A 26,198-nucleotide genomic window follows, 5' to 3' on the forward strand; every position below is an offset into this window, starting at 1 on the left:
GCTGTTCAAAAGTGAGCCGCTGTAAGAGCGGAACCAATAGCGGCCGTTACCTAAATAACGGATATACACACCCACCCGGCTCCGCATCTTTGATAGGTGTATGTCAGGTGTGTACCCGGACCCAAACGCTGACCAAAATCGTAGCCGCCATCAACCACGCTACCGCCGCCACCGCCAGCGAAGCCTCCAGACGCATCCGGTCAACCATCACATACAACGTCGCCAGGTACACAAAGTACGGAATGATCGACCACATCCCGAACACGATGGTGGTCTTCAAATCCTCCACCGACCGACCCTTGCCGACAATGTAATGCGCAATCAACGCGAACGTGGGAAACAGCGGCACCAACCCGGCGATGTAGTAGTTCTTGGTCTTGGCCAGCGCCGCCAGAATAAGCACCACCCCCGCACCCAATGCCGCCTTCAACAATAAATCCACAATGCGCTCCTAGTGGCTCAGCCCGTACTTCTTGACCTTGTCGAACAACGTGGTCTTGGCCATCCCCAGTTCCTGGCTGGCCTGGGTCAGGTTGCCGCCGCTGCGTTGCAAGGCATCGTTGAGCAGGTTGCGCTCGAACGCCTCCACCGCTTCGGTAAAGGCCAGCCCATGGTTGCCGCTGCTGGCGCCGCTTTTCTTGAACGCCGGCAAACCGAGGGCAAACCGCTCGGCCACGTTGCGCAGTTCACGCACGTTGCCCGGCCAGTCATGGCTCATCAGGCTGGACAGGGTTTGGTTGTCGAGGTCCGGCGCGGTGCGGTCGAAACGCAGCGACGACTGCTGCAGGAAGTGTTCGAACAACTGCAGGATGTCTTCGCGGCGTTCACGCAGCGGCGGCAGTTCCAGGGTCACCACGTTAAGGCGGTAGTACAGGTCGCTGCGAAACTGGTTGGCGCGGCTCAGGTCGTCGAGGTCGGACTTGGTCGCGGCGATCACCCGGCAATCCACCGCCACGCTCTGGTTCGAGCCCAGGCGTTCCAGGGTGCGTTCCTGCAACACCCGCAGCAGCTTGATCTGCAGGTTCATCGGCATGCTTTCCACTTCGTCGAGGAACAGCGTGCCTTCGTGGGCGTGTTCGATCTTGCCGATGCGGCGCTTGCCGGCACCGGTGAACGCGTTGGCTTCGTGGCCGAAGATTTCGCTTTCGAACAGGTTCTCCGGCAGGCCGCCGCAGTTCAAGGCGACGAACTGGTGGGAGTGGCGCCGGCTGAAATCGTGCAGGCAGCGCGCGACCAATTCCTTGCCGGTGCCGGTCTCGCCCTCGATCAACACGTTGGCCGAGGTGTCGGCGACGTTGGCGATCAATTCCCGCAGGTTCTGCATGGCCGGGGAGCGACCGATGATCCGGCCTTCCAGCGAATTGCGCTCGGCCAGTTGCCGGCGCAGCGACCAGACTTCCCGGGCCAAACCGCGTTGTTCCAGGGCGCGGCGGGCTACGTCCACCAGGCGCTCGGGAGAGAAGGGTTTCTCCATGAAGTCATAGGCGCCGTTGCGCATCGCGCCCACGGCCATGGAGATATCGCCGTGGCCGGTGATCAGCACCACCGGCAGGCTTTTATCCAGGGCCTTGAGCCGGGTCAGCAACTCCAGGCCGTCGATGCCCGGCAGGCGAATATCGCTGATGACGATGCCGGCGAAGTTTTCACCGACGAGGGTCAGGGCCTCTTCGGCACTGCCCACGCCCACGCTGGGAATGTCTTCCAGGGCCAGGGCTTGCTGGCAGCCGAGCAATACATGGGGGTCGTCTTCGACGATCAGGACGGTCAGGTCGGTGGTTTTTTCTGCGTTCATTTCGACTCGACTTGTTGAGGGCTCGCCAGCGGCAAACTCAGGACAAAGGCAGTACCACCGCTGGCCGGATGCTCGACGGCGAGGTTGCCGCCGGTCGCCGCCGCGAGGCTGGCCGACAGCGTGAGGCCGAGGCCCAGGCCTTGTTCGCCGGGTTTGGTGGTAAAGAACGGTTCGAACAAATGCTTGCGGGTCTCGGGAGCAATCCCATGGCCGTTATCGCGTACCCGCAGGCGATATTTGCCGTCGGCGATGTCGCCTTCCAGCCACAGTTCGGGGGCCGGTTGCGCCTGCATCGCGTCCAGGGCGTTGCCCATCAGGTTGACCAGGATCTGCTCCAGGCGTGTCTGGTCGATCTGCAACTGCGCGCTGCTGAAGTGGCGGTGCACCGTCAGCGGCAGGGTCTCCAGGCGACTGCCGAGGATCTGGAACGTAGCGTCCACCGCCTTGCCCAGATTGGCTTCGCCCTGGTCATCGCCACGCCGGGCAAAGGAGCGCAGGCTGGCGGTGATGCGACCCATGCGGTCGATCAGTTCGTTGATGGTCTTGAGGTTGGCACTGGCGGTGTCCAGCGCCCCACGCTCAAGGAAGCGCACGGTGTTGCCCGACAGGGTACGCAGGGCGGCCAGTGGCTGGTTCAATTCATGGGCGATGCTGGTGGACATCTGGCCGATGGCCGCGAGTTTGCCGGCCTGCACCAGTTCGTCCTGGGCCCGGCGCAAGGTTTCCTCGGCCTGGCGCCGCTCGCGAATCTGGCTCTTGAGCCGCTCGTTGCTGGCCCGCAGGTCGGTGGTGCGTTCGGCAATCCGTCGCTCCAGCTGGTTATTGGCTTCCTGCAGGGCTTCCCGGGCGGCGAGGCGGGTGGCAATCACCTTGCGGCGCTCGTTCCAGGCAATCAGCAGGAATGCCACCAGCGCAAAGGCTACGGCCACCAGGATGCCCTGGTTGATGGCGGCCCGGCGCAGGTCGTTCAGCGGGGTGAGCAGGGTGAAATTCCAGGGGGTGTCGTTCAGCGGGCGGGTCTGGGCCAGGTAGCTGACCTCATGCTCGTCGGCCACCACTTCGCTGTTGGCCGGGAAGGTCAACTTCTCGGTGCCTTCGTTGAGGCGCTCGCGGGCCAGTGGTTCCAGCTCGTTGAGCGTCGCCCAGTAGTATTGCAGGCTGTGGGCAAGGCGGTCCTTGGTGTCATCGCTCAATGGCCGCACGGACTTGAGGCGACGGGCCGGGTCGCTGGAGAGAATGATGATGCCATTCTCGTCACTGACGAAGGCCTCCAGGCGCGCCCGCTGCCAGCGCTCTTCCAGCGCTTCCAGACGTACCTTGACCACGGCGACGCCGATGATCTTGCCGTGCTCTTCCAGACCATGGGCCAGGTAATAGCCGGGTTCGCCGTTGGTGCTGCCGATGCCGTAGAACCGGCCGGGCTGGCCGCGCACGGCATTCTGGAAATAGGCACGGAAGGACAGGTCTTCACCCTGGTAACTGTCGGCATCGCGCCAGTTGCTGGTCGCCAGCACACGGCCGGTGGTGTCCATCACGTAGATCGCCCGGCTGCGACTGCGCCGGTTCAGGCCTTCGAGGTAGTCGTTGACGGTTTTGCGGGTTTCTTGATTCGGGTCGGCCAACAGCCTGGAGACGCTGGATTCCAGCTCCAGGAGACTGGGCAGGTAGGTGTATTTGCTGAGTTCGCTCTCGACGGTGCGGGCGTGCAATTCCAGTTGGCGTTCGCCGGTATCGCTGAGGGTGCGGATCCCATAGAACTCGCTGATCCAGAAGCCGACGTAACCCAGTCCGATCATCAGGGCGATGATCAGCGGCGGCAGGAACAATTGGCGAATCAGACGAGGCTTCACGGCAAGTGATGGCGGCGCGGCGCGAAAGAGGTTGGGGTCGCATTTCATCACAGATGCCTTGGGTCAACCAGTTGTGGTGAGTGGGGTTGCCCGACCCACCACAACAGGGCAGTGCTTAGTGCTGCAGGATTTTCTCGAGGAAGTGCTGCGCACGCTCGGAGCGGGCGCTGATGTCGCCGAAGAATTCCTCTTTCGGGCAGTCTTCGATGATCTTGCCGGCGTCCATGAAGATCACCCGGTCGGCTACCTTGCGGGCGAAACCCATTTCGTGGGTCACGCACATCATGGTCATGCCTTCCTGGGCCAACTGCACCATCACGTCGAGCACTTCGTTGACCATTTCCGGGTCGAGGGCCGAGGTCGGTTCGTCGAACAGCATGACGATCGGGTCCATCGCCAGCGCACGGGCAATCGCCACACGCTGTTGCTGGCCGCCGGAAAGCTGGCCCGGGTGCTTGTGGGCGTGAGCCGACAGGCCGACGCGCTCCAGCAGTTGCAGGCCCTTCTTGGTGGCTTCTTCCTTGCTGCGGCCCAATACCTTGATCTGCGCGATGGTCAGGTTTTCGGTGATGGTCAGGTGCGGAAACAGCTCGAAGTGCTGGAACACCATGCCAACGCGCGAGCGCAGTTTCGGCAGGTTGGTCTTCGGGTCGGCAATGGAGGTGCCATCGACCACCACGTCGCCTTTCTGGAACGGTTCCAGGGCGTTGACGCACTTGATCAGGGTCGATTTGCCCGAGCCGGACGGCCCGCACACCACGATCACTTCGCCTTTTTTAACCTCGGTGCTGCAATCGGTCAGCACCTGGAAGTCGCCATACCACTTGTTGATATTCTTGATAGAGATCATACGGCAAACCTTTTTTGCAGACGCTTGACCAGCAGCGAGGCGGAAAAGCTGATGATGAAGTAGACGACACCGGCGAAGATCAGGAACTCATTGGAGCGGCCGATGATGTCGCCGTTGGAACGGGCGGAGTTGAGGAAGTCCACCAGGCCCACGGTGTAGACCAGCGAGGTGTCCTGGAACAGGATGATCGACTGTTGCAGCAGCAACGGGGTCATCTTGCGGAACGCCTGGGGCAGGATGATCAGGCGCATGGTCTGGCCGTAGGTCATGCCCATCGCTTGCGCCGCGGCCATCTGGCCCTTGGGGATCGACTGCACGCCGGCCCGCACGATTTCGCAGAAGTACGCCGCCTCGAACATCATGAAGGCCACGACGCAGGAGGTGAACGCACCGATCGGGGTGTCTTCGCCGGTGATCCAGCGCAGCACGAACGGCACCGCCAGGTAGAACCAGGTGATCACCAGCAGCAGCGGGATCGAGCGGAAGTAGTTCACGTAGGCGCCGGCCAGGCGCGACAGCAGTTTGCTGGACGACAGGCGCATCAGCGCGAGGATCGTACCCAGGATGATGCCGCCGACCACGCCCATGACCATCAACTGCAAGGTCATGACCATGCCGTTCCACAGGCCCGGGATGGCGGGGATGATGCCGCTGAAATCGAAGTCCATTATTTACCCCCCACGGAGATCAGGCCGGGCACGGCGACTTTCTTCTCGACCACGCGCATCAGCAGCATCAGGCTCATGTTCAGGGTGAAATAGATCAGCGTGGCCAGGGTGAAGGCCTCGAACAGGTTGGCCGAGAACTCGGCGGTCTGTTTGGTTTGCGCCAGCAGTTCCATCAAGCCGATCAGGGACGCCACGGAGGAGTTCTTGAAGACGTTGAGGAATTCCGAGGTAAGCGGCGGAATGATGATGCGGTAGGCCTGGGGCAGCAGCACGTTCCAGTAGATCTGCGGCAGCTTGAAGCCCATGGCGCGCGCGGCGGATTCCTGGCCCCGTGGCAGCGCCTGGATGCCGGTACGCACTTGTTCGCACACACGGGCAGCGGTGAACAGGCCCAGGCACACCACAACGCTCAGGTAGGCCGAGGTGGTCGGGTTGAGGTCTTGTTTGTACCAGTCCTGCAGGTTCTGCGGCAGCAGGTCGGGTATCAGGAAATACCAGATGAACAGCTGAACCAGCAGCGGTACGTTGCGAAACAGTTCCACGTAGCAGGTCGCGATGCCCGATACGATGCGGTTTGGCACGGTGCGCATGACGCCCAGAATGGACCCCAGCAGCAAGGCGATAATCCATGCCACGACGGCGATGGCAATGGTCCAGCCCAAGCCGGCGATGTACCAGTCGAGATAAGTCTCGCTGCCCACGCCGGTGGACTTGAAGAACACGCCCCAGTCCCAGTTGTAATTCATTAGGGTCTCCCCTCGAGATCGATCGATGTACAAGCACCCGCTTGGGGAAGATCCTTTCCCGCCCGACGGTGAACGCCAGGCACACGCGATCGGCTCGAAAACCGCCAGGTCGAGTGTTCCAAAATTAAAGCCAGCAGGTAGCAACAGACGCCTGAGGGAGGGTTGGCTCCCTCAGGACATAAGCTTAGTCAGGTATCAGATTTTTACGTCAGGCGCTGGCTTGTCGCTTGGGTTGGCGATCAGATCCTTGACCTTGTCGCTCATCGGGAAGTTGAGGTTCAGGCCTTTTGGTGGGATCGGGCTCTCGAACCACTTGCTGTAGATCTTGTTGATCTCGCCGGACTTGTACAGGCCGACGATCGCATCATCCACGGCCTTCTTGAAGGCTGGGTCGTCTTTGCGAACCATGCAGGCGTAGGCTTCGAAGGACTGTGGAGTACCGGTGATGACCCAGTCGTCCGGCTTCTTGGCCTTGGCTTCTTCACCGGCCAGCAGCGCGTCGTCCATCATGAAGGCAACGGCGCGGCCGCTTTCCAGCATCTGGAAGGACTCGCCGTGGTCCTTGGCGGAGATGACGTTCATGCCCATCTGCTTGTCGGCGTTCATCGCCTTGATGATGCGCTCGGACGTGGTGCCGGCGGTGGTCACGACGTTCTTGCCTTTCAGGTCGGCGAAATCGCTGTAGGACGGCTTGCCTTCCTTGTCTTTCTTGACCAGCAGGCGGGTGCCGATTTCGAAGATATTGACGGTGAAGTCAACCTGCTGGGCGCGTTCGGCGTTGTTGGTGGTGGAGCCGCACTCGATATCCGCGGTGCCGTTCTGGATCAGCGGGATACGGGTTTGCGAGGTGACCAGGTTGTACTTGGTCTTCAGGTCGGGTTTGTTCAGGTCTTTTTTCAGGGCTTCAACGATAGCCAGCTGAATGTCGTGGGAGTAGCCCACGGGTTTGCCCGAACCATCCGCGATATAGGAAAACGGAATGGAGCTGTCGCGGTGAGCGAGAGTGATCGTGCCGGAGTCGTTGATTTTCTTCAGTGTGCCGGTGAGTTCGGCGGCGAAAACTGGAGTGCTGATCAGAGCAGCAGCGATAGCTGCGCCCAGGATATGGGGAACGATGCGCATCAATACTTCCTCGACATTTGTTTTTTTTATGAGACCGGTTGGGACGGCCACGTTTTTATATAAACAGTACTGCGAAAGCCTGTGACGGCTCCTGAGGCGCCTCAGGCAATCGCCTACGAGTGTAGAGCATGAGTCGTGCCAGACCAGAAATAAAAGGTTAACCATATGATTTATATAGAGATTAACTTTGTGTTACGGGTTTTTTCTCCTGTTTTGGTCCGGCAAACCGAATAGGTTGAGCTATGGCGTTCGGAAAACCGAATGGCGGCGTGGGCCTGTATCGCCCATGAAAAAGCCCCGGGAGTGTGGCTCCCGGGGCTTTTGGGTGTGGCTCTGTCAGAACGTATAGTCGGCCGACACCACTGCCGCGCGGCCATCGCCGGGCACTGCCCAACCGTTGTTGCGGATACGGGTGAGGTACTCCTTGTCGAACAGGTTGTTGATGTTCAGCTGCAGGTTCAACTGTTTGTTGACCTTGTAACCAAGCATCGCACGCTGCACCGCATAGCCGGGGGAAGTCGGCGAGTTGGCGGCGCTGACCAGGTACTGCTTGGTTTGCGCCGTGATGCCGTAGCCCACCTGGAAGTCGTAGGGCAGGTCGTACACCGTCCAGATGCTGGCTGCATGTTTGGGGGTGAAGGTCAGCGGCTCGCCTTTCTGCACGTCGATGCCGGTGGTCGCCAGGGTGTAATCGCTGGCGCTGCGCAGCACACGAGTGTTCAGGTAGGTGTAGTTGGCGAAGACCTTCCAGCGGTCAGTAAGTTGGCCGCTCAGGCCCAGCGCCACACCGTCTGCACGTGCCTTGCCGTCGAGGGTCTGGGTGCCGCTCAGGTTGCTCGGGTCGTTGTCGGCGACTTTATAGTTGGTGCGGTCATTGCGGAAGATCGCGCCCGTCAGCGACAGGGCGTTGTCGAGCAGGTCCCATTTGGTGCCGATCTCATAGCTGACGGCGGTTTCCGGGGAAACATCGCAGTTGTTGGTGGCGATGCTTGAGCTTTTGGCCGGGGTGTAGCAACCCCCATTGACGCTGGCCTGGGACGGCGTCTTGCTGTTGCCGTAGGCGATATAGAAGCTGCCGTTTTCCACCGGTTTGTAGACCAGCGCCAGGCGGTAGGAGGTCAGGTCATCCGCCTGGCCGTAGCGAGTGCCGGGCGTTTCCACGCCAGTGCTGGAATAGGCATTGGTCACCGAGCTGCCGGCGTTGTGCTCGTAACGCAGGCCGCCGTTGATTTCCCACTGTGGGTTGAGCTTGAGCGTGTCGAAGGCATAGGCGGCGCGGTTGTTCAGCGCGCCGTCAATGTGGGCGGCCCGGGTGAAGTTGACGGGGCCGGACCATTCGGAGTTCGGATCGCTGTAGCTGACCGGTGGTGGGACGATGGTGCTGCCGTTGGCGTTGGTCAGCCATTTACCGGTATCCGCCTCGTATTCCTCGCGGCTGATGGCGATGCCGGTCACCAGCGTGTGGTCGATGAACCCGGTGCTGAAGTGGCTGGTGACGTCGGTCTGGTTGGTGAACATCTTGTTCTGGGTGTTGCGCTCGTTACCCAGTGAGCCGCCGCTTGGCTGGAAGTAGCCCGGCTGCAGGCCTGCGGCGCAAGGGGCGCCGGTGATCTGGGTGCCGCTGGCCAGGCAGCCGGTCAATGCACCTTCGGGGCCTGAGGCGCGCAGGTCCTGGCGCACCCGCTCGACGCGGGTGAAGTTGCGCACGGACACGGCGTCGTTGAAGTCGTGTTCGAGCTTCAGGCTGAACGAGTCCGAGGTGATTTGCTGGTCATTGATGTTGTGGTAGCCGTAGTAGTCACTCCAACCCACGCCCGGCATGGGCTTGCCGTTGTAGATCGGGATGCCGTACTGCGGCGTGTTGTTGTCTTTCTGGTGCTCGTAACTGACGGTGACGCGTGTCGGCGTGCCCAGGCCAAACGCGATGGAGGGCGCGATGCCCCAGCGTTCGTAATCTTCATAATCGCGGCCAGGCACGTCGTTACCATGGGCCATCAGGTTCAGGCGGAACGCGGTGGTGTCGTTCAGCGTCTGGTTGGTGTCCAGGGTGGTGCGCTTGTAGTTATCGGTGCCGATGCCCGCACTGATGGTGGTTTTGTCGCGTAATTCCGGCTGTTTGCTCACCAGGTTGATGGTGCCACCGACCGCGCCGGAGCCGGAATACACCGAACTTGCGCCGCTGACGACTTCGACCTGCTCCAGGTTGAACGGGTCGGTGCGGCTGTACTGCGCGCTGTCGCGCACGCCGTCCACGTAGATGTCGCCGCTGGCGGAGAAGCCGCGCAGGTTGATGCTGTCGCCATACCCGCTGCCGCCTTCGCCGGCCCCGAAGGTGATCCCCGGCACGGTGCTGAGCACGTCGCGCAGGGTCAGCAGGTTCTGGTCATGAATGACTTCCTTGGGCACCACCGTGATGGTCTGCGGCGTGTCGCGCAGGGCCTCGGTGTACTTGGGGGAAGAAGGCGCCACAGGGTTGTAGACGCTCTGGCTCGGGGCCTGGCCTTCGATGCTGGTCGCGCCGAGTTGGATGACCCCTGTGTTGTCTTCTGGTGCGGGCTCCGCCGCGTAACTGAATCCTCCTTGCGCAGCCACTGCCAGGCCCACTGCCGACGCGAGCAAATGCCGCGATGAGAGGGGGGCAGAACTGATGCCGGTAGCCATTGAGTAATCTCTTGTTAGTGTTAGTGAGATGCGATCGTAATTGATAAGCGATCTCAAATGTAATACTTTGTAACCAAATAAATCATGAAACTTTTTGCGGTCCTTGATCGCTACTCGGGGCAGGAATGCAGAGCGCACAGCCAGGCAGCGAGCCCTCGGATATCGGTGATAACCCGCGTGCCTATGTGCGCTGGGTGATGCATGCGGCACAGCTGGGAGATGCCGACGCACAGGCGACCCTGGCCCAGCTGCTGCTCGACGGTCGTGGCGTGCAGAAGGATGAGGCGCTGGGGTTGAGCTGGTTTCGCATCGCTGCGCGGCAGCGTCACCCCATGGCGATCAACATGATCGGGCGCTGCCTGGAGAATGGCTGGGGCTGCGAGGTCGACTTGGAAGACAGTGCGCGGCATTACCGCAAGGCCGCCGATCTGGGGCTGGATTGGGGTTTGTATAACTACGGCCAGTTGCTGACGCGTGGCCGTGGTGTGGAGCGTGACCTTGTCGCGGCATATGAACTGTTCCGCCAGGCTGCGGCCAAGGGGCACGCCAAGTCGATGAACCTGTTGGGTCGGTTCCACCATGAAGGCGTGGTGGTGCCCAAGGATGTTCAACTGGCGCGCCAGTGGTATCAGCGCTCAGCCGAGGCCGGGGATTTCCGCGGGCAATACAACCATGCTGCGGAGTTGGCTCACGACGGCGACGAAGTGCAAGCCTGCCTATGGTTGGAGCGGGCCCTCGCGACGGCCACACCGGGCTTTTTGCAGGCGACTTATCCCGTGTTGCTGGGCTCAGCCTTCAGCGGGATTCGTGAAATGGGCCTGCGCTATCAGCGTCATCTGCAGGCATGAAAAAGCCCCTGGACCTTTCGGTGCAGGGGCTTTTTTACGTCGGGCTGATCAGGCCGCTTCGATCTTGCCGCGGTTGTGCTCAACCTTGGACAGGTAACGCTGCACGTTCTCCTGCTCCTGCGGCGTGGTGAACAGGCCCAGCTTGCTGCGGCGCCACAGGATGTCCTGGGGCTGAGTGGCCCATTCTTCAGCGCACAGGTAATCGACTTCGCGGGTGTACAGGCCGCCACCGAGGTGGTCACCCATGTCCGCCAGCGATTGCACGCCTTCCAGCAGGCGCCAGGTGCGGCTGCCGTAAGTGGTGGACCAGCGACGGGCAATCTCGCTCGGCACCCAGTCGTATTTGCTACGGATTGCATCGGCCAGGGCTTCTGGCGTGCTCATGTTTTCGCCGCCGGGCAGGGTGGCTGTAGCCGTCCAGCTTGGGCGCATCTGCGTGAAGTAAGGCGCCAGTTGTGCCATCGCCGATTCGGCCAGCTTGCGGTAGGTGGTCAGCTTGCCGCCGAACACCGACAGCAACGGCGCCTCGTCCGAGGTGCCGGACAGCGCCAGGGTGTAGTCGCGGGTCACGGCCGACGGGTTGTCGGACTCGTCGTTGCACAACGGGCGCACGCCGGAATAGGTGTGCACGATGTCATCGCGGCTCAGCTGCTTCTTGAAGTGCGCGTTGACCACATTGAGCATGTAGTCGGTTTCACCTTCGGTAATCGCCACTTTCGCCGGGTCGCCGGTGTATTCGCGGTCGGTGGTGCCGATGATGGTCAGGTGATTCAGGTACGGAATGGTGAAGACGATACGCTGGTCTTCGTTCTGCAGGATGTGCGCGTGGGCGCCTTCATACAGCTTCGGTACGATCAGGTGGCTGCCCTGGATCAGACGGATGCCGTAGGGCGAATCCAGCTTCAAGTCATCCTTGATGAACTTGGCCACCCACGGGCCGGCGGCGTTCACCAGCGCTCGGGCGCGGATCGAGAACAGGCTGCCGTCGGCACGTTCCATGTTCATTTCCCACAGGCCTTTGCTGCGGTGTGCGCTGACGCAACGGGTCTGGGTGTGGATGTGCGCACCCTTTTCCCGCGCAGCCATGGCGTTGAGTACTACAAGGCGGGCGTCGTCGACCCAGCAATCGGAGTATTCGAAGCCTTTGGTGATTTCGCTTTTCAGCGGGCTGTCGGGGCCGAACTTGAGGCTCTTGGAGCCTTCGAGTTTTTCCCGCTTGCCCAGATGGTCATACAGGAACAGGCCGGCGCGAATCATCCATGCCGGACGCAGGTGCGGGCGGTGAGGCAATACAAAGCGCATCTGCTTGACGATGTGCGGGGCCTTGGCCAACAGCACCTCACGTTCAGCCAGGGCTTCGCGCACCAGGCGGAATTCGTAATGCTCCAGGTAGCGCAGGCCACCGTGGATCAGCTTGCTGCTCGCGGAGGAAGTGTGGCTGGCCAGGTCGTCCTTTTCGCAAAGGAATACCGACAAACCGCGACCGGCTGCGTCTGCTGCAATCCCGACGCCATTGATCCCGCCACCGATAACGGCGACGTCATAGACTTCGGCAAGCGGTGGGGCAGGCAAGGTAGAAGGGTTCATCGGCTGGCCTCGCAATCTTTTTCGTATTGGAATTCGAACATAAATGTTCATTTGCGAAAATGGTAGCTTATAAACGCAGGTACAGCCAGCCCGCTTCGATTGAAAATACTGATCGAAGGGCGAAGAAAGGAAAATTTGTGAACATCAGGGGGCAGGACTCCCCCTGTATAGGCTTACACCACTTCCAGTCGAATCTTGTGCTGATTCAACAGTTGCACCAGTGCCGGGACCGGCTGCTGATCGGTGACTAAACAATCGATCAAGCTGATCGGTCCCAGGCGAATCATGGCGTTGCGCCCGAATTTGCTGGAGTCCGCCGCCAGGATCACCTTGCGCGCATTGGCAATGATCGCCTGGGAAACCCGTACTTCCTGATAATCGAAGTCCAGAAGGCTGCCGTCTTCATCGATACCGCTGATGCCCACCAAGGCGAAATCGACCTTGAACTGGTTGATGAAGTCAACGCTGGCCTGGCCTACCACACCGCCATCCCGGCGCACGTTGCCGCCGGTCAGGAGTACGTCGAAGTCGTCTTTGGCACTCAGCATCATGGCGACGTTGAGGTTATTGGTGATGATTTTCAGGTGGCTGTGGTTAAGCAGCGCACGCGCGATCGATTCGGTGGTGGTACCGATGTTGATAAACAGCGAGGCGTGATCGGGGATTTGCGCGGCGATGGCTTCGCCGATGCGCTGTTTTTCGTCGCGCATCTGGTCGGCACGCATGGCGTACGCGGTGTTTTCAACGCTGGAATCATAGGCTGCGCCGCCATGGTAGCGGCGCAACAGATTGGCTTCCGCCAGTTGATTGATATCGCGGCGGATGGTTTGCGGGGTGACAACGAAGAGCTGCGCCATTTCCTCGATACTCACATAGCCGCGTTCGCGAACCAGTTCGAGGATTTGTTGCTGGCGGGGAGGCAGATTCATGGTGCGTCCTTTGGGCTGCCGTAAAAAGTGGCCCATGATGACGCAGGAATCTGCTCCCTGCCAGTTACAACCCTATGCGCGTCCGGCGCTTGGCTTATTCAGCGCCTTCGTGGGGTTCCCAGTCGCGGGTGCGGCTGACTGCTTTCTGCCAGCCGGCGTAGAGTTTTTCCTTCGCTGCTTCTTCCAGCTGCGGTTCGAATTGACGCTCGATTACCGCCTTGCCACGCAGTTCGTCCAGGCTGCCCCAGAAACCGCACGCCAGGCCGGCCAGGTAAGCGGCGCCCAACGCGGTGGTTTCGCGCATTTGTGGGCGTTCAACCTGGGTACCGAGGATGTCGGCCTGGAACTGCATCAGGAAGTTGTTGGCGACCGCGCCACCGTCTACCCGCAGGGATTTGAGGCGTTCGCCGGAATCCTGCTGCATGGCATCGAGTACGTCGCGGGTCTGGTAGGCAATCGACTCCAGGGCTGCACGAATGATGTGATCCACGCGTACACCACGGGTCAGGCCGAACAGCGCACCACGGGCATACGGGTCCCAGTACGGAGCGCCCAGGCCGGTGAAGGCTGGCACCAGGTACACGCCGTTGCTGTCCTTGACCTTGCCGGCGAAGTATTCGGTATCGGTGGCATCGGCGATGATCTTCAACTCATCACGCAGCCATTGCACGGTGGAACCGCCGTTGAACACGGCGCCTTCCAGGGCGTAGGCCACTTCGCCACGCGGGCCGCAGGCGATGGTGGTGAGCATGCCGTGTTTGGATTTCACCGCCTTGTCGCCGGTGTTCATCAGCAGGAAGCAGCCGGTGCCGTAGGTGTTTTTCGCCTGGCCCGGTTCTACGCACATTTGGCCAAACAGCGCCGCCTGCTGGTCACCGGCGATACCGCCGATGGCGATACCGCTTTTGGTGCGACCATAGATTTCCGAGGAAGACTTCACTTCCGGCAGCATTTCGCGCGGCACGTCGAGAATCTCCAGCATCTTGGCATCCCACTCCAGCGTGTGGATGTTGAAGAGCATGGTGCGCGAGGCGTTGGTGTAGTCGGTGACGTGGGTCTTGCCGCCGGTAAATTTCCAGATCAGCCAGCTGTCGATGGTGCCGAACAGCAGCTCGCCGTTACGCGCACGTTCGCGACTGCCTTCGACGTTGTCGAGGATCCACTTGAGCTTGGTGCCGGAGAAGTACGGATCGGTGACCAGGCCGGTGGTGTCGTTGATGTATTGTTCGTGGCCGTCGCGCTTGAGCTGCTGGCAGATCTCGGTGCTGCGGCGGCATTGCCAGACGATCGCGTTGTAGATCGGGCGGCCGGTGATTTTGTCCCAGACCACGGTGGTTTCACGCTGGTTGGTGATACCGATGGCCGCGACCTGGTCATGGTGCAGGCCGGCTTGTGCCAGGGCCTCGACCATCACCGCGCTCTGGGTGGCGAAAATCTCCATCGGGTCATGTTCGACCCAGCCGGCTTGCGGGTAATGCTGGGTGAATTCACGCTGGGCGGTGCAGACCACGTTGGCGTCACGATCGAAGATGATCGCCCGGGAACTGGTGGTGCCCTGATCGAGGGCAATGATGTAGTTCTTATTCTGAATGTCGGTCATGTCGATTGCCTTGGACGGAGAATAGGGAAGTCAGTAAACAGCCTGGGCCGCAAAAGGGCAGTACGGTCCAGGCTATCGCATCAGGAAGTACGGGTTTTGGCGGTGGCAGCCGCTTCGGTTGCATCAGTTGTAGCAGGTGCGGCGCTGGGCAGGTGACGGGCAATCAGCCCGCGATAGGCGGCAGCACCGAGGCAGGCGCCGACAATCGGCGCAAAGATCGGAATCAGGAAGTAAGGAATGTCGCGCCCGCCAGTGAAAGCCATTTCACCCCAACCGGCGAAAAAGGTCATCAGCTTGGGGCCGAAGTCACGGGCCGGGTTCATCGCAAAGCCGGTCAGCGGGCCCATGGCACTGCCGATCACGGCAATCAGCAAACCAATCAGCAGCGGCGCCAACGGGCCGCGGGGCAGGCCGTTGTTGTCATCGGTCAGGGCCATGATCACGCCCATCAGGATCGCGGTGATGACCATTTCCACCAGGAACGCCTGGGCCGTGCCCAGCAGCGGATGCGGGTAGGTGGAGAACACCGACGCCAGTTCCAGGCTGGCCTGGGTGCCGCGAATCATGTGGTGGGTTTGTTCGTAATCGAAAAACAGGTTGCTGTAGAGCGTGTAAACCAACGCGGCCGAACAGAAGGCCCCGGCGACCTGGGCGATGATGTAGAACGGCAGTTTGCGCTTGTCGAAATCGGCAAAGATACACAGCGCGATACTGACCGCCGGATTGAGGTGAGCCCCGGAAATACCGGCGCTCAGGTAGATCGCCATGCTGACGCCGATCCCCCAGATGATACTGATTTCCCACAACCCAAAGCTGGCACCCGCGACCTTGAGCGCAGCAACACATCCGGTACCGAAGAAGATCAGCAACGCAGTGCCCAGGAATTCGGCCATGCATTGACTTGAAAGTGAAGGCTGTTGAAGAGCAGTTGTCATGGAAAACCTCTGTTTTTGTTGTTGTCTGGCGTTTTGCCGCAACGGGCAATCGGCGATTTTCACCGTGGCGCGGATCCCCATCCTGTTCGCGGCTTACTGCTGTGAATCCGTAGGTGCATTCCTACAGTATTCGTAAACGAAAAAATATAGACAAGAATGACGGCTGTCAAAGGTCGAAAGTGAACGATCGGTCATTTTGTAATTATTGGTGTGATGAATGATCGTGCCGTGGGCGCGGGAAGCGGCAGGGAAGGTGCGCGTGAGGGCGTGGCAGAGGGCTTCGGACTAGAGCCTTTTGCTTGTTGTTGGCCTAGAATTGGCTGTCTGTTTTTTCACCTTTTTGCCAAGCCTGGAGCCCACATGACGCCCGCATTGGACCTGTTGAAAAAAGTTCGCGCCGAACATCGAATTCACAGTTACGAACATGACCCAAAGGCAGCGTCCTATGGTCTGGAGGCCGCGGAAAAATTGGGCCTGGACCCGGCGCAGGTGTTCAAGACCCTGCTGGCCAGCAGTGAAAAAGCCGAGCTGCTGGTGGCGGTTGTGCCGGTCGTCGGAAGTTTGGATTTAAAGGCGTTGGCGCAGGCGGCGGGGGTAAAAAAGGTCGAGATGGCAGACCCGGCAGCGGCGCAACGGGCCACCGGTTACTTGTTGGGCGGCATCAGCCCGCTGGGGCAGAAGAAACGCCTGCGCACCTTCATCGATGTGACGGCGCAGTCGTTTCCGACAATTTTTATCAGTGCGGGGAGAAGGGGGCTTGAGGTGGAGTTGGCAGCGACAGTGCTGGCCGAACACACCCAGGCCAAGTTCGCGGAAATTGGCCGGGCGTGATGCGTTGACGTCAGGAGGCGGTGTTGTAGCGTCGAACGCCTGACTCAACCTGAGGGATTTGTGCTGCGGTGCTGCCTGAGGCCTGGAACAACACCAGGTGCTCGGCTGCCACGCGAATGCCCACGTCGGCACCGACCTGGTGATCGGCGTGGCTGGGGAAGATCGACTCCAGCTGAGCGCCTGTCGGCAGCTGCAAGCGATACAGGGTCGACGCGCCGAGGAACGTCTTGCCGACAATCCGCGCCTTCAAGGCGCTGTCCGGTGCATAAACGATGTCGTCCGGGCGCAGCAACACATCCACCGCGCCGCCGGTTGGCCAGGTGTAGGCACGATTGCCGCGCAACTCCCCCAGTTCGGTGGTAACCGATTCCGGCGTGTTCAACTGCCCGCGAATGAAGTAACCCTGGCCAATGAAGCTGGCGACAAAGGGTGTCAGCGGTTCGTGATAGAGGTTGTAGGGCGTATCCCACTGCTCCAGGCGACCCTCCTTGAACACGCCGACATGGTCACTCACTGCGAAGGCTTCTTCCTGGTCGTGGGTCACCAGAATCGCACTGGTGCCCCGCGCCTTGAGGATATCGCGTACTTCGTGGCTGAGTTTGCGCCGCAGTTCGCCGTCGAGGTTGGAGAAGGGTTCGTCCAGCAGCAACAATTGCGGTTCCGGCGCCAGGGCGCGAGCCAGGGCGACGCGTTGCTGCTGGCCGCCCGAGAGTTCGTGGGGGAAGCGCTTGCCGAGGTTTTTCAGGTTCACCAGTTCCAGCAATTCAGCGACCACACGCTCTTTTTGCGGGTGCTTGCGAATGCCGAAGGCGATGTTGTCGGCCACGCTGAGGTGTGGAAACAGCGCGTAGTCCTGGAACACCATGCCGATCCGACGTTTCTCCGGAGCCAGTGTGAAACCGGCGCTGGAAATGACTTCGCCTGCCAGGCTGATCTCGCCTTCATGCACCGGCTCAAACCCGGCAATCGCTCGCAGGGTGGTGGTCTTGCCGCAGCCCGAGGAGCCCAGCAGGCAACCGATGTCGCCGGCGTTGAGGTGCAGATTGAGGTTCTGCACCACCCGTTGGTCTTGATAGCCGCATGCCAGATTGCGCAGGTTCAGCAGTAGTGGCTGGCTCATGCAGGACGGTACGCTGGGGCAACCAGAAACTCGAGCAGGGCTTTTTGTGCGTGCAGGCGGTTTTCCGCCTGGGCCCAGGCTACTGAACGTTGATCGTCCAGCAGGTCGAGACTGATTTCTTCGCCACGGTGGGCGGGCAGGCAGTGCATGAACAGCACGTCCGGCGCGGCCAGGTCGAGCAGGGCGCGGGTGACCTGGAACGGGGCGAAGAGCTTGAGGCGCTTGGCGGTTTCCTCTTCCTGGCCCATGGAGGTCCACACGTCGGTGCTCACCAGGTGTGCGCCGATGACCGCCTCACGCGGGTCGCGGACGATGGTCACGCGGTCGCCGGCCTCGGCCAGGAAACGTGCATCCGGCTCGTAGCCTTCAGGGCAGGCAACGCGCAATTTGAAGTCGAACTGGATCGCCGCTTCTATATAGCTGTTGCACATGTTGTTGCCGTCGCCGATCCAGGCCACGGTCTTGCCCTGGATCGAGCCGCGCTGTTCGAGGAAGGTTTGCATGTCGGCCAGCAACTGGCAGGGGTGCAGGTCATCGGACAGGCCGTTGATCACGGGCACTCGGGAGTTGGCGGCAAATTCGGTCAGGGTGCTGTGGGCGAAGGTACGGATCATCACCGCATCCAGCATGCTCGACATCACGATCGCGCAATCGCTGATCGGCTCGCCACGGCCCAGTTGGGTATCGCGAGGTGACAGGAAGATAGCCTGGCCGCCGAGCTGAATCATGCCGGCTTCGAAAGACACGCGGGTGCGGGTGGACGACTTCTCGAAAATCATCCCGAGCACGCGGTTTTTCAAAGGCTCGAACAGTACGCCGCGGTTACGCAGGTCTTTAAGCTCAATGCCTCGACGGAGCACGCTGACCAGCTCTTCGGGCGTGCAATCCATCAGGGAGAGAAAGTGCCTTGCGCTCATCATTAACTACCTTTTTGCAACAGACCGCAGATACTCAAAGCCTGGTTTATTTTGAAAACGGGCGAGACCTGCGGCGAAAGCCGCACGGGGCGACGAAATAGGGGAAGGCGCGATCTTATAATTAAATGTCGCGTCTTACCAATAGGGCTACAGTTTTTAGGGGAGTTCAAGGACGCGGGGAGGGCGCTTTTGAAGCCTGTTTCCTGACAGCAGCGGGTCATTTGTACACTGGCGCTGCGCCACATTGCAATGCGTGAGGGCGGGCTGAGGCCGGGCTGCGTCGGTTTCAGCGGGCTGCCGAAGGCTTCTGAAACATTTCCTGATGTTTCCTCATGGCCTGGCCTGATGCCCCTGGATTCACACGACGAACGTTGCTGGCGTTGCTGCCCCGGGCGGGCCATAGTTTTCGTCCGAAGTGCCTAGCCCACAATAAAAGAGACTGGCCATGACCAAGACTCTCCACCACCGTGCCTGCCATCTGTGCGAAGCCATCTGCGGCCTCACACTGGAAACTACCCAGGGCGAAGACGGAAGCCTGGCGATCACCTCGATCAAGGGCGACCCCCTGGATACGTTCAGCCGTGGCCATATCTGCCCCAAGGCCGTGGCCCTGCAAGACATCCAGAATGACCCGGACCGCCTGCACCAGCCCATGTTGCGGGTGGGCAGCGAATGGCAGCCGATCCCGTGGGAAGACGCCTTTGTACTTGTAGCCGAGCGCCTGGCCGCGATTCAGACGCGTCACGGGCAGAATGCGGTGGCGGTGTACCAGGGCAATCCGAGCGTGCACAACTATGGCCTGATGACCCACAGCAACTACTTCCTTGGCCAGCTGAAGACCCGCAATCGTTTTTCCGCCACCTCGGTGGACCAGTTACCCCACCACCTCACCAGCCACCTGATGTACGGCCACGGCCTGTTGCTGCCGATCCCGGACATCGACCATACCGATTTCATGCTGATCCTCGGCGGCAACCCGCTGGCGTCCAACGGCAGCATCATGACCGTGCCGGATGTAGAGAAGCGCCTGAAGGCCATCCAGGCTCGCGGCGGCAAAGTCGTGGTGGTTGATCCGCGCCGCAGCGAGACGGCGGCGATGGCCGACCAGCATCTGTTCGTGCGCCCGGGCGGTGATGCGGCGTTGTTGTTCGGATTGCTCAATACACTGTTTGCCGAGAACCTGACCCGTGACAGTCACCTGCCGGTGGACGGCCTGGATGACGTGCGCCACGCCGTGGCCGGATTCACCGCCGAGGCCATGAGCCGTCAATGTGCGGTGCCCGCCGAGCAGATCCGCCAGTTGGCCCGGGACTTCGCTGCGGCCGACACAGCGGTGTGTTATGGCCGCATGGGCGTTTCGACCCAGGCGTTCGGCACGCTGTGCCATTGGCTGGTGCAGTTGATCAACCTGGTGACCGGTAATCTGGATCGAGTCGGCGGGGCCTTGTGCACCACGCCGGCCGTCGACCTGGTGGCCTCGACTTCCGGCGGGCATTTCAATCGCTGGCAAAGCCGGGTTTCCGGGCGACCCGAGTACGGGGGCGAGTTGCCGGTGTCGGCGCTGGCTGAAGAAATGCTCACTGAGGGTGAAGGACAAATCCGTGCGCTGGTGACGGTGGCGGGCAATCCGGTGCTCTCCACGCCCAACGGCCGGCAACTGGAGCAGGCGCTGGATGGCCTGGAGTTCATGGTCAGCATCGACCTGTATATCAACGAGACCACGCGTTATGCCGACCTGATCCTGCCGTCCACCTCGGCCCTGGAAAACGATCACTACGACACCACCTTCAATATGTTCGCGGTGCGTAACGTCACCCGTTTCAATCGCGCCATCCTGCCGAAACCCGAGGGTGCGTTGCATGACTGGGAAATCTTCGTCGGCCTGGCCCGGGCGTTTGCCGAGAAGACGGGTAATACACTCAAACCGACGATGCCGCCTGCGCAGATGATCGACTTCGGGCTGCGGGCCGGGCCTTATGGTGACAGGTTGTCCATTGCCGCGCTGGCCGATCACCCTCATGGCCTGGACCTCGGGCCGCTGAAACCCAACCTCGCAGGCCGCCTGAAAACCGCCAATGGCCATCTGCAGGCCGCACCATCGGTAATCCTCGCCGACCTGGCGCGCTTTGCCGCGCAGCCGGTGCCCGAGGTGAATGAGTTGCTGCTGATCGGCCGCCGGCATGTGCGCAGCAACAACTCCTGGATGCATAACTACCACCGGCTGGTGAAGGGCAAGCCTCGCCATCAACTGCTGATGCATCCGGATGACCTTGCCCATCGCCAGTTGACTGACGGGCAGCGGGTACGGGTCAGCTCGCGGATCGGCATGATCGAGGTGGAAGTGTTGGCCAGTCTCGACATGATGCCCGGCGTGGTCAGCCTGCCCCACGGTTGGGGCCACGGCCGCCCTGGCGTGCAGATGACCATTGCCAGCGGGCAGCCGGGGGCGAGCGCGAATGACCTGACGGATGAGCGGCAACTGGATGAGCTGTCGGGCAACGCAGCGTTGAACGGCGTGCCGGTGCAGGTGGCGGCGGCGTAAGGATTGTCTGTCGGGGAGTCCGAGCGTCACGCTGGGGTTTGCGTTACAATGCGCCACCGTGCCGACCCATGAGTCGGAAAGTTCCAGCCGAGGTGTTCCATGGATATCATCGAAACGATCAAAGAGCAGATTGCCAACAACACTATTCTGCTTTACATGAAGGGCGCCCCTAACGCTCCCCAGTGTGGCTTCTCCGCAAAGGCTTCCCAGGCAATCATGCAATGTGGCGAGAAGTTCGCCTACGTGGATATCCTGCAGAACCCGGAAATCCGCGCCAACCTGCCGAAGTACGCCAACTGGCCAACCTTCCCGCAGCTGTGGGTTGCCGGTGAGCTGGTCGGCGGTAGCGACATCATCACCGAAATGGCGGCTGATGGTTCGTTGCAGGCACTGATCAAAGACGCAGCGGCCAAAGCAGCTGCGAAGACCGAAGCCTGATTTGTTTTAGGCCGCGGCAATAAAAAGCCCCGCTTCTCGAAAGAGAGCGGGGCTTTTTAGTGGCCGGGAATTGAAGGGTTATTCACCCATCTGCGATTGCAGGTAATTCTCGATAGTCACTTTGTCGATCAGGCCGATTTGGGTTTCCAGCCAGTCGATGTGTTCTTCCTGGTCTTCAAGGATATCTTCCAGCAGTTCACGGCTGCCGAAGTCGCCCTTGGATTCGCAATGAGCAATGGCGGCCTTCAGGTCGGTGTGGCTCTTGCGCTCGAAGTTCAGGTCGCAGTTGATCATTTCCTGGGTGTGCTCGCCGATGTTCAGCTTGCCCAGGTCCTGCACGTTCGGCAGGCCTTCCAGAAACAGGATGCGTTTGATCAGCGCGTCAGCGTCCTTCATGGCCTTGATGGATTCTTTGTATTCACGCTTGCCCAGCTTTTCCAGGCCCCAATCGTCATACATGCGCGCATGCAGGAAGTACTGATTGATCGCGACCAGTTCATTGGCAAGGATTTTGTTGAGTTGCTGGATGACTGTGATGTCGCCTTTCATGATTGGGGTCCTGCCCTGTATTCGCTGTATATAAGGCGGAGTTTGAGCTGCGCATTTACTACTGTCAAACCTAAGTTATTGAATAATAAATGAAAATTAATCGGAATAAGAATGTTTGTGTTCCGCGTCTTGGCGCTAACTGTTTGAATTTCGGGCATAAAAAAACCGGACACTAAGTCCGGTTCTTTAAAACACGCTGATTAAGCGTGTGTAAATTCTGCTGAGTAGGGGATCGCAGCCTGGGCAGTTTGCAGCTGCGTCAGGGTTTCCCGTACCACTTGCTTGGCGAGGCAGGCGCATTTGCCGCATTGGCTGGCAACGCCGGTGGTTTCACGTACTTCCTTGTAGCTGCAGCAACCTTCGTAGATTGCTTCGCGGATTTGTCCGTCGGTGACGCCAGTGCAAAGGCAGACATACATAAGGGAGAACCATCGCGGTTTAAGGCTTAAGTGCGACGGATCTTAATGTTAACGAGAATGATTGTCAAAGTAGTTTCTCAAGCCTTGGTGTTTGCGCGCGGCTTCACTGACGAACGGCTTTTTTCCGGTATGATGGTCGGTCTTCACGAAGCGTGATCACGTCACAGGCTTGTCGTTTAGCTGCGGCACACTGGGACGGATCCTTTTACTTCAGTCACCACCATCAGGAGATACCCAATGAGCGTACTCGTCGGCAAACAAGCCCCGGATTTCGACGTACCCGCCGTCCTCGGCAATGGCGAAATCGTAGACAGCTTCAAACTGTCTGAAGCCATCAAAGGCAAATACGGCCTGGTGTTCTTCTACCCGCTGGACTTCACCTTCGTCTGCCCATCGGAGCTGATCGCCCTGGATCACCGCATGGACGATTTCAAGGCGCGTAATGTTGAAGTGGTTGCCGTTTCCATCGACTCCCATTTCACCCACAACGCCTGGCGCAACACCGCCATCAATGATGGCGGCATCGGCAAAGTCAAATACACCATGGCTGCCGACATGAAGCACGACATCGCCAAGGCCTACGACGTTGAGTCCGAAGGCGGCGTGGCATTCCGTGGCGCGTTCCTGATCGACGACAAGGGCGTTGTACGCTCGCAGATCATCAACGACCTGCCGCTGGGCCGTAACATGGAAGAGCTGATCCGTCTGGTCGACGCCCTGCAATTCCACGAAGAGCACGGCGAAGTCTGCCCTGCCAACTGGAAAAAAGGCGACAAGGGCATGAACGCTTCGCCAGAAGGCGTTGCGGCTTACCTGACCGAGAACGCTGGCAAGCTGTAAGCCACGTTCGAAGCAAAAAAAACCGGCCTGAGAAGGCCGGTTTTTTTATGTGCGGGATTTGGCTTCAGTCGCCGAAGTCTTCCCAGCCGCCCATCTGTTTCCAACGGTTGACGATGCCGCAGAACAGCTCGGCCGTCTTCTCGGTGTCGTAGCGGGCCGAGTGGGCCTCACGACCGTCGAAGTCGATACCGGCAGCCTGGCAGGCCTTCGCCAGCACGGTCTGGCCATAGGCCAAACCGGCCAGGGTCGCAGTGTCGAAGCTGGAGAACGGGTGAAACGGGTTGCGTTTCATGTCCAGGCGCGCCACGGCGGCGTTGAGGAAGCCCAGGTCGAAGCTGCTGTTGTGGCCCACCAGGATCGCGCGTTTGCAGCCATTGGCCTTCAGGGCCTTGCGTACGCCACGGAAGATGTCGGTCAGCGCCGCTTCTTCACTGACGGCCATGCGCAGTGGGTGATCAAGCTTGATCCCGGTGAACTCCAGGGCCGCCGCTTCGATGTTGGCGCCTTCGAACGGCTCGACGCGGAAGAAGTGGGTGTGTTCCGGGAACACGAAACCCTGTTCATCCATGCCGATGGTCGTGGCGGCGATTTCCAGCAGCGCGTCAGTGGCGCAATTGAAGCCGCCGGTTTCTACGTCGATGACAACCGGCAGGTAGCCACGGAAACGCTCGGCCATCGGGTGACGGGAACCGCCACCACCGCCGCCGTGTTCCTGGTCGTCGTCGTAATGGTCTTCACTCACGGGTGTTCCTCCAGCAGGCGCCAGCGCAGTGTTTCACCGGCGCGCAGCGGGATAACGGTCAGCTCGCCAAACGGCAGGCTGGTGGGGGCGGTCCAGTCTTCACGGACCAGGGTAATGCGGTCGGTATTCGCCGGCAGGCCATAGAAACGCGGGCCGTTGAGGCTGGCGAACCCTTCAAGCTTGTCCAGGGCGTTGCGTTGTTCGAACGCTTCGGCATACAACTCGATTGCCGCATAGGCGGTATAGCAACCGGCACAACCACACGCGGCTTCCTTGGCGTGTTGGGCGTGAGGTGCAGAGTCGGTACCGAGGAAAAATTTCTCGCTGCCACTGGTGGCGGCATCGAGCAGCGCTACCTGGTGCGTGTTGCGCTTGAGAATCGGCAGGCAATAGAAGTGCGGCCGAATCCCGCCCACCAGCATGTGGTTGCGGTTGTACAGCAGGTGATGCGCGGTGATGGTCGCGCCGACGTTGGCCGAAGCCTCGGTGACGAACTGCACGGCATCGGCGGTGGTGATGTGCTCGAACACCACCTTGAGGGTCGGGAACAGCTCGACAACTCGGCGCATGTGCTCGTCGATGAAGATCTTTTCACGATCGAACACATCGACATCGCCACGGGTGACTTCACCGTGGATCAGCAACGGCATGCCCACTTCGGCCATGGCTTCGATGGCCGGCAGGATCTTGTCGATACTGGTGACGCCGGAATCGGAGTTGGTGGTCGCGCCGGCCGGGTACAGCTTGGCGGCGTGCACGAAACCACTGGCCTTGGCCTGGCGGATTTCTTCGGGCTGGGTGCGGTCGGTCAGGTACAGCACCATCAACGGTTCGAAGCGGCTGCCGGCCGGTCGTGCAGCGAGAATGCGCTGGCGATAGGCGTCGGCTTCCGCGGCGTTACGCACCGGAGGTACCAGGTTAGGCATGATTATGGCGCGGCCAAACGTGCGCGCTACATCGGCCACGGTTTGGGGCAACGCAGCACCATCGCGAAGATGAATATGCCAGTCGTCGGGACGCAGCAGGGTCAGGCGGTCGGACATTGGGGATTCCAGGCGGGTCAATCTGGTGGGAATGCTACCGGAAAAGACTCTTGCAGGCACTCGCTATCAAGTTTTGCAGGATGCGACCGATATCCCTGGGTATGCCTTAACGATGTATGACGCCTTGATGTGTTGTAGAAACCAGTGGAGCCTCCCGTGCGCCAGCATTATCTAGCCCTGCTCAGTGTGTTCGCCAGCCTGCCCGCGATGGCCCTCACGTTCCAGACACGTCTGGAGAATATTGAGTGGAAAGTGGAGGGCGATAAATTCGAGTGCCGCTTGACCCAGCCGATCACCGATTTCGGCTCGGGCGAGTTCGTGCGCCGGGCCGGCGAGCAGGCGACGTTTCGCCTGAAAGCCTTTAACGGCTCGTTGGGTGCCGGTTCCGCAACCCTGTTGGCGGCGGCTGCGCCGTGGCAGCCGGGGCGTGGCGATATCAACCTGGGGGCGGTGCGTGTCGGCAGTGGCGATGTGCTGTTCAACAGCTCCCAGGCCCAGGCCGGGCGTTTGTTTACCGGCCTGCTCGAAGGGCGCAGCCCGACGGTGCGCCACTATAGCCGCGACGGCGGTTACTCCGAGATCCGCCTGCTGCCGGCGAAATTCAGCAAGGCCTACAACGACTATCAACTCTGCACCACCAAGCTGCTGCCGATGAATTTCGAGCAGGTCAAACAGACCGAGGTGGGCTTCCCGGGTGGCGGCATCGAACTGGACGCGGCGGCCAGGAAAAAGCTCTCGGTGATTCTCGAGTTCATGAAAGCCGACCCGACGGTTAACCACGTCGAGTTGAATGGCCACTCCGACAACAGCGGCAATCGCCTGACCAATCGCGACGTTTCGCGGCGTCGTGCATTGGCGGTAATGGACTACTTCAAGGCCAATGGCATCCAGGAATCGCAGATTACCCTGCGCTTTCATGGCGAAAGCTATCCGCTGGCGCCGAACACCAACGCGGCCAACCGGGCGAAAAACCGCCGGGTGAATATTCAGCTCGAACGGGTGGCAGCCCCCGAGAAACCGGCGCCCCAGGCCAAGGCGCCAGGCAACGCTGCCGCCACCTCATAAGGTGCGGCGTTTCGTCGCCCGCTCGACATAATCTGTCGCTTTATCTTCATTTGCTGTCGCGCCTCTGTAATTTCACGGTTTTGGTCGGTAGAATCGACGCCTTT

Annotated in this window: 24 protein-coding genes; 6 read left to right on the plus strand and 18 right to left on the minus strand. The window is 60.4% G+C overall.

The features are described from left to right. Nucleotides 1-103: 103 nt before the first annotated feature. The 8 genes from HX869_RS24120 to HX869_RS24155 all read right to left on the minus strand — a co-directional run bounded on the left by HX869_RS24120 (nucleotide 104) and on the right by HX869_RS24155 (nucleotide 9,689). The gene (locus HX869_RS24120) at nucleotides 104-433 is read right to left on the minus strand and encodes a GlpM family protein (protein ID WP_178903787.1); all 330 of its coding nucleotides are present in this window, start codon (nucleotides 431-433) and stop codon (nucleotides 104-106) included. An 18-nt stretch (nucleotides 434-451) separates the two neighbouring features. Further along, the gene (locus HX869_RS24125; protein ID WP_178903761.1) at nucleotides 452-1,792 is read right to left on the minus strand and encodes a sigma-54 dependent transcriptional regulator; all 1,341 of its coding nucleotides are present in this window, start codon (nucleotides 1,790-1,792) and stop codon (nucleotides 452-454) included. Then, entirely contained in the window at nucleotides 1,789-3,690 is a 1,902-nt protein-coding gene (locus HX869_RS24130; RefSeq protein WP_178903762.1) for a sensor histidine kinase, read from the minus strand. Before HX869_RS24130 ends, HX869_RS24125 begins: the two co-directional genes overlap by 4 nt. Before the next feature lie 67 nt (nucleotides 3,691-3,757). After that, on the minus strand, nucleotides 3,758-4,492 hold the full coding sequence (locus HX869_RS24135) for an amino acid ABC transporter ATP-binding protein (RefSeq protein ID WP_003208734.1): 735 nt from the start codon (nucleotides 4,490-4,492) through the stop codon (nucleotides 3,758-3,760). Continuing rightward, nucleotides 4,489-5,160, minus strand: coding sequence for an amino acid ABC transporter permease (locus tag HX869_RS24140; RefSeq protein ID WP_003208733.1), 672 nt, complete (start codon nucleotides 5,158-5,160; stop codon nucleotides 4,489-4,491). The genes HX869_RS24135 and HX869_RS24140 overlap by 4 nt, the downstream gene beginning before the upstream one ends. Continuing rightward, entirely contained in the window at nucleotides 5,160-5,906 is a 747-nt protein-coding gene (locus tag HX869_RS24145) for an amino acid ABC transporter permease (RefSeq protein WP_003208731.1), read from the minus strand. Before HX869_RS24145 ends, HX869_RS24140 begins: the two co-directional genes overlap by 1 nt. A 195-nt stretch (nucleotides 5,907-6,101) precedes the next feature. Further along, nucleotides 6,102-7,028, minus strand: coding sequence for a glutamate/aspartate ABC transporter substrate-binding protein (locus tag HX869_RS24150; RefSeq protein ID WP_008433481.1), 927 nt, complete (start codon nucleotides 7,026-7,028; stop codon nucleotides 6,102-6,104). Nucleotides 7,029-7,364: 336 nt separating this feature from the next. Then, nucleotides 7,365-9,689: a TonB-dependent siderophore receptor gene (locus tag HX869_RS24155; RefSeq protein ID WP_177044494.1), complete on the minus strand. Its 2,325-nt coding sequence runs from the start codon at nucleotides 9,687-9,689 to the stop codon at nucleotides 7,365-7,367. Nucleotides 9,690-9,814: 125 nt separating this feature from the next. Between HX869_RS24155 and HX869_RS24160 the strand changes: the two genes are divergently transcribed. Then, nucleotides 9,815-10,537: a tetratricopeptide repeat protein gene (locus HX869_RS24160; protein ID WP_178903763.1), complete on the plus strand. Its 723-nt coding sequence runs from the start codon at nucleotides 9,815-9,817 to the stop codon at nucleotides 10,535-10,537. Between the two features lie 48 nt (nucleotides 10,538-10,585). Here HX869_RS24160 and glpD read toward each other — a convergent pair whose 3' ends face one another. The 4 genes from glpD to HX869_RS24180 all read right to left on the minus strand — a co-directional run bounded on the left by glpD (nucleotide 10,586) and on the right by HX869_RS24180 (nucleotide 15,588). Continuing rightward, the gene (gene glpD, locus HX869_RS24165) at nucleotides 10,586-12,124 is read right to left on the minus strand and encodes a glycerol-3-phosphate dehydrogenase (RefSeq protein WP_178903764.1); all 1,539 of its coding nucleotides are present in this window, start codon (nucleotides 12,122-12,124) and stop codon (nucleotides 10,586-10,588) included. A gap of 173 nt (nucleotides 12,125-12,297) precedes the next feature. Continuing rightward, complete coding sequence (locus HX869_RS24170) at nucleotides 12,298-13,053, minus strand: DeoR/GlpR family transcriptional regulator (protein ID WP_003208723.1); 756 nt, start codon at nucleotides 13,051-13,053, stop codon at nucleotides 12,298-12,300. 94 nt (nucleotides 13,054-13,147) lie between these two features. Next, nucleotides 13,148-14,653, minus strand: coding sequence for a glycerol kinase GlpK (glpK, locus tag HX869_RS24175; protein WP_003208721.1), 1,506 nt, complete (start codon nucleotides 14,651-14,653; stop codon nucleotides 13,148-13,150). 80 nt (nucleotides 14,654-14,733) lie between these two features. Beyond that, a complete protein-coding gene (locus HX869_RS24180; RefSeq protein ID WP_008433490.1) occupies nucleotides 14,734-15,588 on the minus strand; it encodes an MIP/aquaporin family protein in 855 nt (284 codons plus the stop codon). A 360-nt stretch (nucleotides 15,589-15,948) separates the two neighbouring features. Between HX869_RS24180 and ybaK the strand changes: the two genes are divergently transcribed. Continuing rightward, nucleotides 15,949-16,419, plus strand: a complete 471-nt coding sequence (gene ybaK / locus HX869_RS24185) for a Cys-tRNA(Pro) deacylase (RefSeq protein WP_003208718.1) — start codon at nucleotides 15,949-15,951, stop codon at nucleotides 16,417-16,419. A 10-nt stretch (nucleotides 16,420-16,429) separates the two neighbouring features. Here the strand turns inward: ybaK and HX869_RS24190 are convergent, their stop codons facing one another. Continuing rightward, on the minus strand, nucleotides 16,430-17,539 hold the full coding sequence (locus tag HX869_RS24190) for an ABC transporter ATP-binding protein (protein ID WP_003208716.1): 1,110 nt from the start codon (nucleotides 17,537-17,539) through the stop codon (nucleotides 16,430-16,432). Beyond that, complete coding sequence (argF, locus tag HX869_RS24195; RefSeq protein WP_134327267.1) at nucleotides 17,536-18,456, minus strand: ornithine carbamoyltransferase; 921 nt, start codon at nucleotides 18,454-18,456, stop codon at nucleotides 17,536-17,538. Before argF ends, HX869_RS24190 begins: the two co-directional genes overlap by 4 nt. A gap of 445 nt (nucleotides 18,457-18,901) precedes the next feature. Between argF and HX869_RS24200 the strand changes: the two genes are divergently transcribed. Together HX869_RS24200 and grxD are read left to right on the plus strand one after the other, a co-directional pair. Then, a complete protein-coding gene (locus HX869_RS24200) occupies nucleotides 18,902-20,998 on the plus strand; it encodes a molybdopterin oxidoreductase family protein (RefSeq protein ID WP_178903765.1) in 2,097 nt (698 codons plus the stop codon). 99 nt (nucleotides 20,999-21,097) lie between these two features. Continuing rightward, nucleotides 21,098-21,436 carry a Grx4 family monothiol glutaredoxin gene (grxD, locus tag HX869_RS24205; protein WP_003208710.1) on the plus strand — a complete coding sequence of 113 codons (339 nt, stop codon included), beginning with the start codon at nucleotides 21,098-21,100 and terminating at the stop codon, nucleotides 21,434-21,436. Between the two features lie 78 nt (nucleotides 21,437-21,514). On the opposite strand, the gene bfr is transcribed toward grxD, so the two are convergent. Continuing rightward, entirely contained in the window at nucleotides 21,515-21,985 is a 471-nt protein-coding gene (gene bfr / locus HX869_RS24210; RefSeq protein ID WP_008433502.1) for a bacterioferritin, read from the minus strand. A 200-nt stretch (nucleotides 21,986-22,185) separates the two neighbouring features. Next, complete coding sequence (locus HX869_RS24215) at nucleotides 22,186-22,404, minus strand: bacterioferritin-associated ferredoxin (protein ID WP_003208706.1); 219 nt, start codon at nucleotides 22,402-22,404, stop codon at nucleotides 22,186-22,188. 237 nt (nucleotides 22,405-22,641) lie between these two features. Here HX869_RS24215 and HX869_RS24220 point away from each other — a divergent pair, with 237 nt between their 5' ends. Further along, complete coding sequence (locus HX869_RS24220) at nucleotides 22,642-23,244, plus strand: peroxiredoxin (RefSeq protein WP_003172097.1); 603 nt, start codon at nucleotides 22,642-22,644, stop codon at nucleotides 23,242-23,244. A gap of 64 nt (nucleotides 23,245-23,308) precedes the next feature. Here HX869_RS24220 and rnt read toward each other — a convergent pair whose 3' ends face one another. Continuing rightward, entirely contained in the window at nucleotides 23,309-23,986 is a 678-nt protein-coding gene (rnt, locus tag HX869_RS24225) for a ribonuclease T (protein WP_003208704.1), read from the minus strand. Next, nucleotides 23,983-25,029, minus strand: coding sequence for a dihydroorotase (gene pyrC, locus HX869_RS24230; protein ID WP_003208703.1), 1,047 nt, complete (start codon nucleotides 25,027-25,029; stop codon nucleotides 23,983-23,985). The genes rnt and pyrC overlap by 4 nt, the downstream gene beginning before the upstream one ends. A gap of 156 nt (nucleotides 25,030-25,185) precedes the next feature. Between pyrC and HX869_RS24235 the strand changes: the two genes are divergently transcribed. Continuing rightward, nucleotides 25,186-26,094 (plus strand): OmpA family protein, encoded by a 909-nt coding sequence (locus HX869_RS24235; protein ID WP_087695280.1) that lies wholly within the window; start codon nucleotides 25,186-25,188, stop codon nucleotides 26,092-26,094. Nucleotides 26,095-26,198 lie beyond the last annotated feature (104 nt).

The sequence above is a fragment of the Pseudomonas sp. P7779 genome (genome assembly GCF_013386315.1).
Lineage (GTDB): Bacteria > Pseudomonadota > Gammaproteobacteria > Pseudomonadales > Pseudomonadaceae > Aquipseudomonas.

Coding starts and splice junctions, on each gene's coding strand:
- HX869_RS24125 (WP_178903761.1), bottom strand. CDS start 1,792: ATGAACGCAGAAAAAACCACCGACCTGACCGTCCTGATCGTCGAAGAC.
- HX869_RS24130 (WP_178903762.1), bottom strand. CDS start 3,690: ATGAAATGCGACCCCAACCTCTTTCGCGCCGCGCCGCCATCACTTGCC.
- HX869_RS24135 (WP_003208734.1), bottom strand. CDS start 4,492: ATGATCTCTATCAAGAATATCAACAAGTGGTATGGCGACTTCCAGGTG.
- HX869_RS24140 (WP_003208733.1), bottom strand. CDS start 5,160: ATGGACTTCGATTTCAGCGGCATCATCCCCGCCATCCCGGGCCTGTGG.
- HX869_RS24145 (WP_003208731.1), bottom strand. CDS start 5,906: ATGAATTACAACTGGGACTGGGGCGTGTTCTTCAAGTCCACCGGCGTG.
- HX869_RS24150 (WP_008433481.1), bottom strand. CDS start 7,028: ATGCGCATCGTTCCCCATATCCTGGGCGCAGCTATCGCTGCTGCTCTG.
- HX869_RS24155 (WP_177044494.1), bottom strand. CDS start 9,689: ATGGCTACCGGCATCAGTTCTGCCCCCCTCTCATCGCGGCATTTGCTC.
- HX869_RS24160 (WP_178903763.1), top strand. CDS start 9,815: ATGCAGAGCGCACAGCCAGGCAGCGAGCCCTCGGATATCGGTGATAAC.
- glpD (WP_178903764.1), bottom strand. CDS start 12,124: ATGAACCCTTCTACCTTGCCTGCCCCACCGCTTGCCGAAGTCTATGAC.
- HX869_RS24170 (WP_003208723.1), bottom strand. CDS start 13,053: ATGAATCTGCCTCCCCGCCAGCAACAAATCCTCGAACTGGTTCGCGAA.
- glpK (WP_003208721.1), bottom strand. CDS start 14,653: ATGACCGACATTCAGAATAAGAACTACATCATTGCCCTCGATCAGGGC.
- HX869_RS24180 (WP_008433490.1), bottom strand. CDS start 15,588: ATGACAACTGCTCTTCAACAGCCTTCACTTTCAAGTCAATGCATGGCC.
- ybaK (WP_003208718.1), top strand. CDS start 15,949: ATGACGCCCGCATTGGACCTGTTGAAAAAAGTTCGCGCCGAACATCGA.
- HX869_RS24190 (WP_003208716.1), bottom strand. CDS start 17,539: ATGAGCCAGCCACTACTGCTGAACCTGCGCAATCTGGCATGCGGCTAT.
- argF (WP_134327267.1), bottom strand. CDS start 18,456: ATGAGCGCAAGGCACTTTCTCTCCCTGATGGATTGCACGCCCGAAGAG.
- HX869_RS24200 (WP_178903765.1), top strand. CDS start 18,902: ATGACCAAGACTCTCCACCACCGTGCCTGCCATCTGTGCGAAGCCATC.
- grxD (WP_003208710.1), top strand. CDS start 21,098: ATGGATATCATCGAAACGATCAAAGAGCAGATTGCCAACAACACTATT.
- bfr (WP_008433502.1), bottom strand. CDS start 21,985: ATGAAAGGCGACATCACAGTCATCCAGCAACTCAACAAAATCCTTGCC.
- HX869_RS24215 (WP_003208706.1), bottom strand. CDS start 22,404: ATGTATGTCTGCCTTTGCACTGGCGTCACCGACGGACAAATCCGCGAA.
- HX869_RS24220 (WP_003172097.1), top strand. CDS start 22,642: ATGAGCGTACTCGTCGGCAAACAAGCCCCGGATTTCGACGTACCCGCC.
- pyrC (WP_003208703.1), bottom strand. CDS start 25,029: ATGTCCGACCGCCTGACCCTGCTGCGTCCCGACGACTGGCATATTCAT.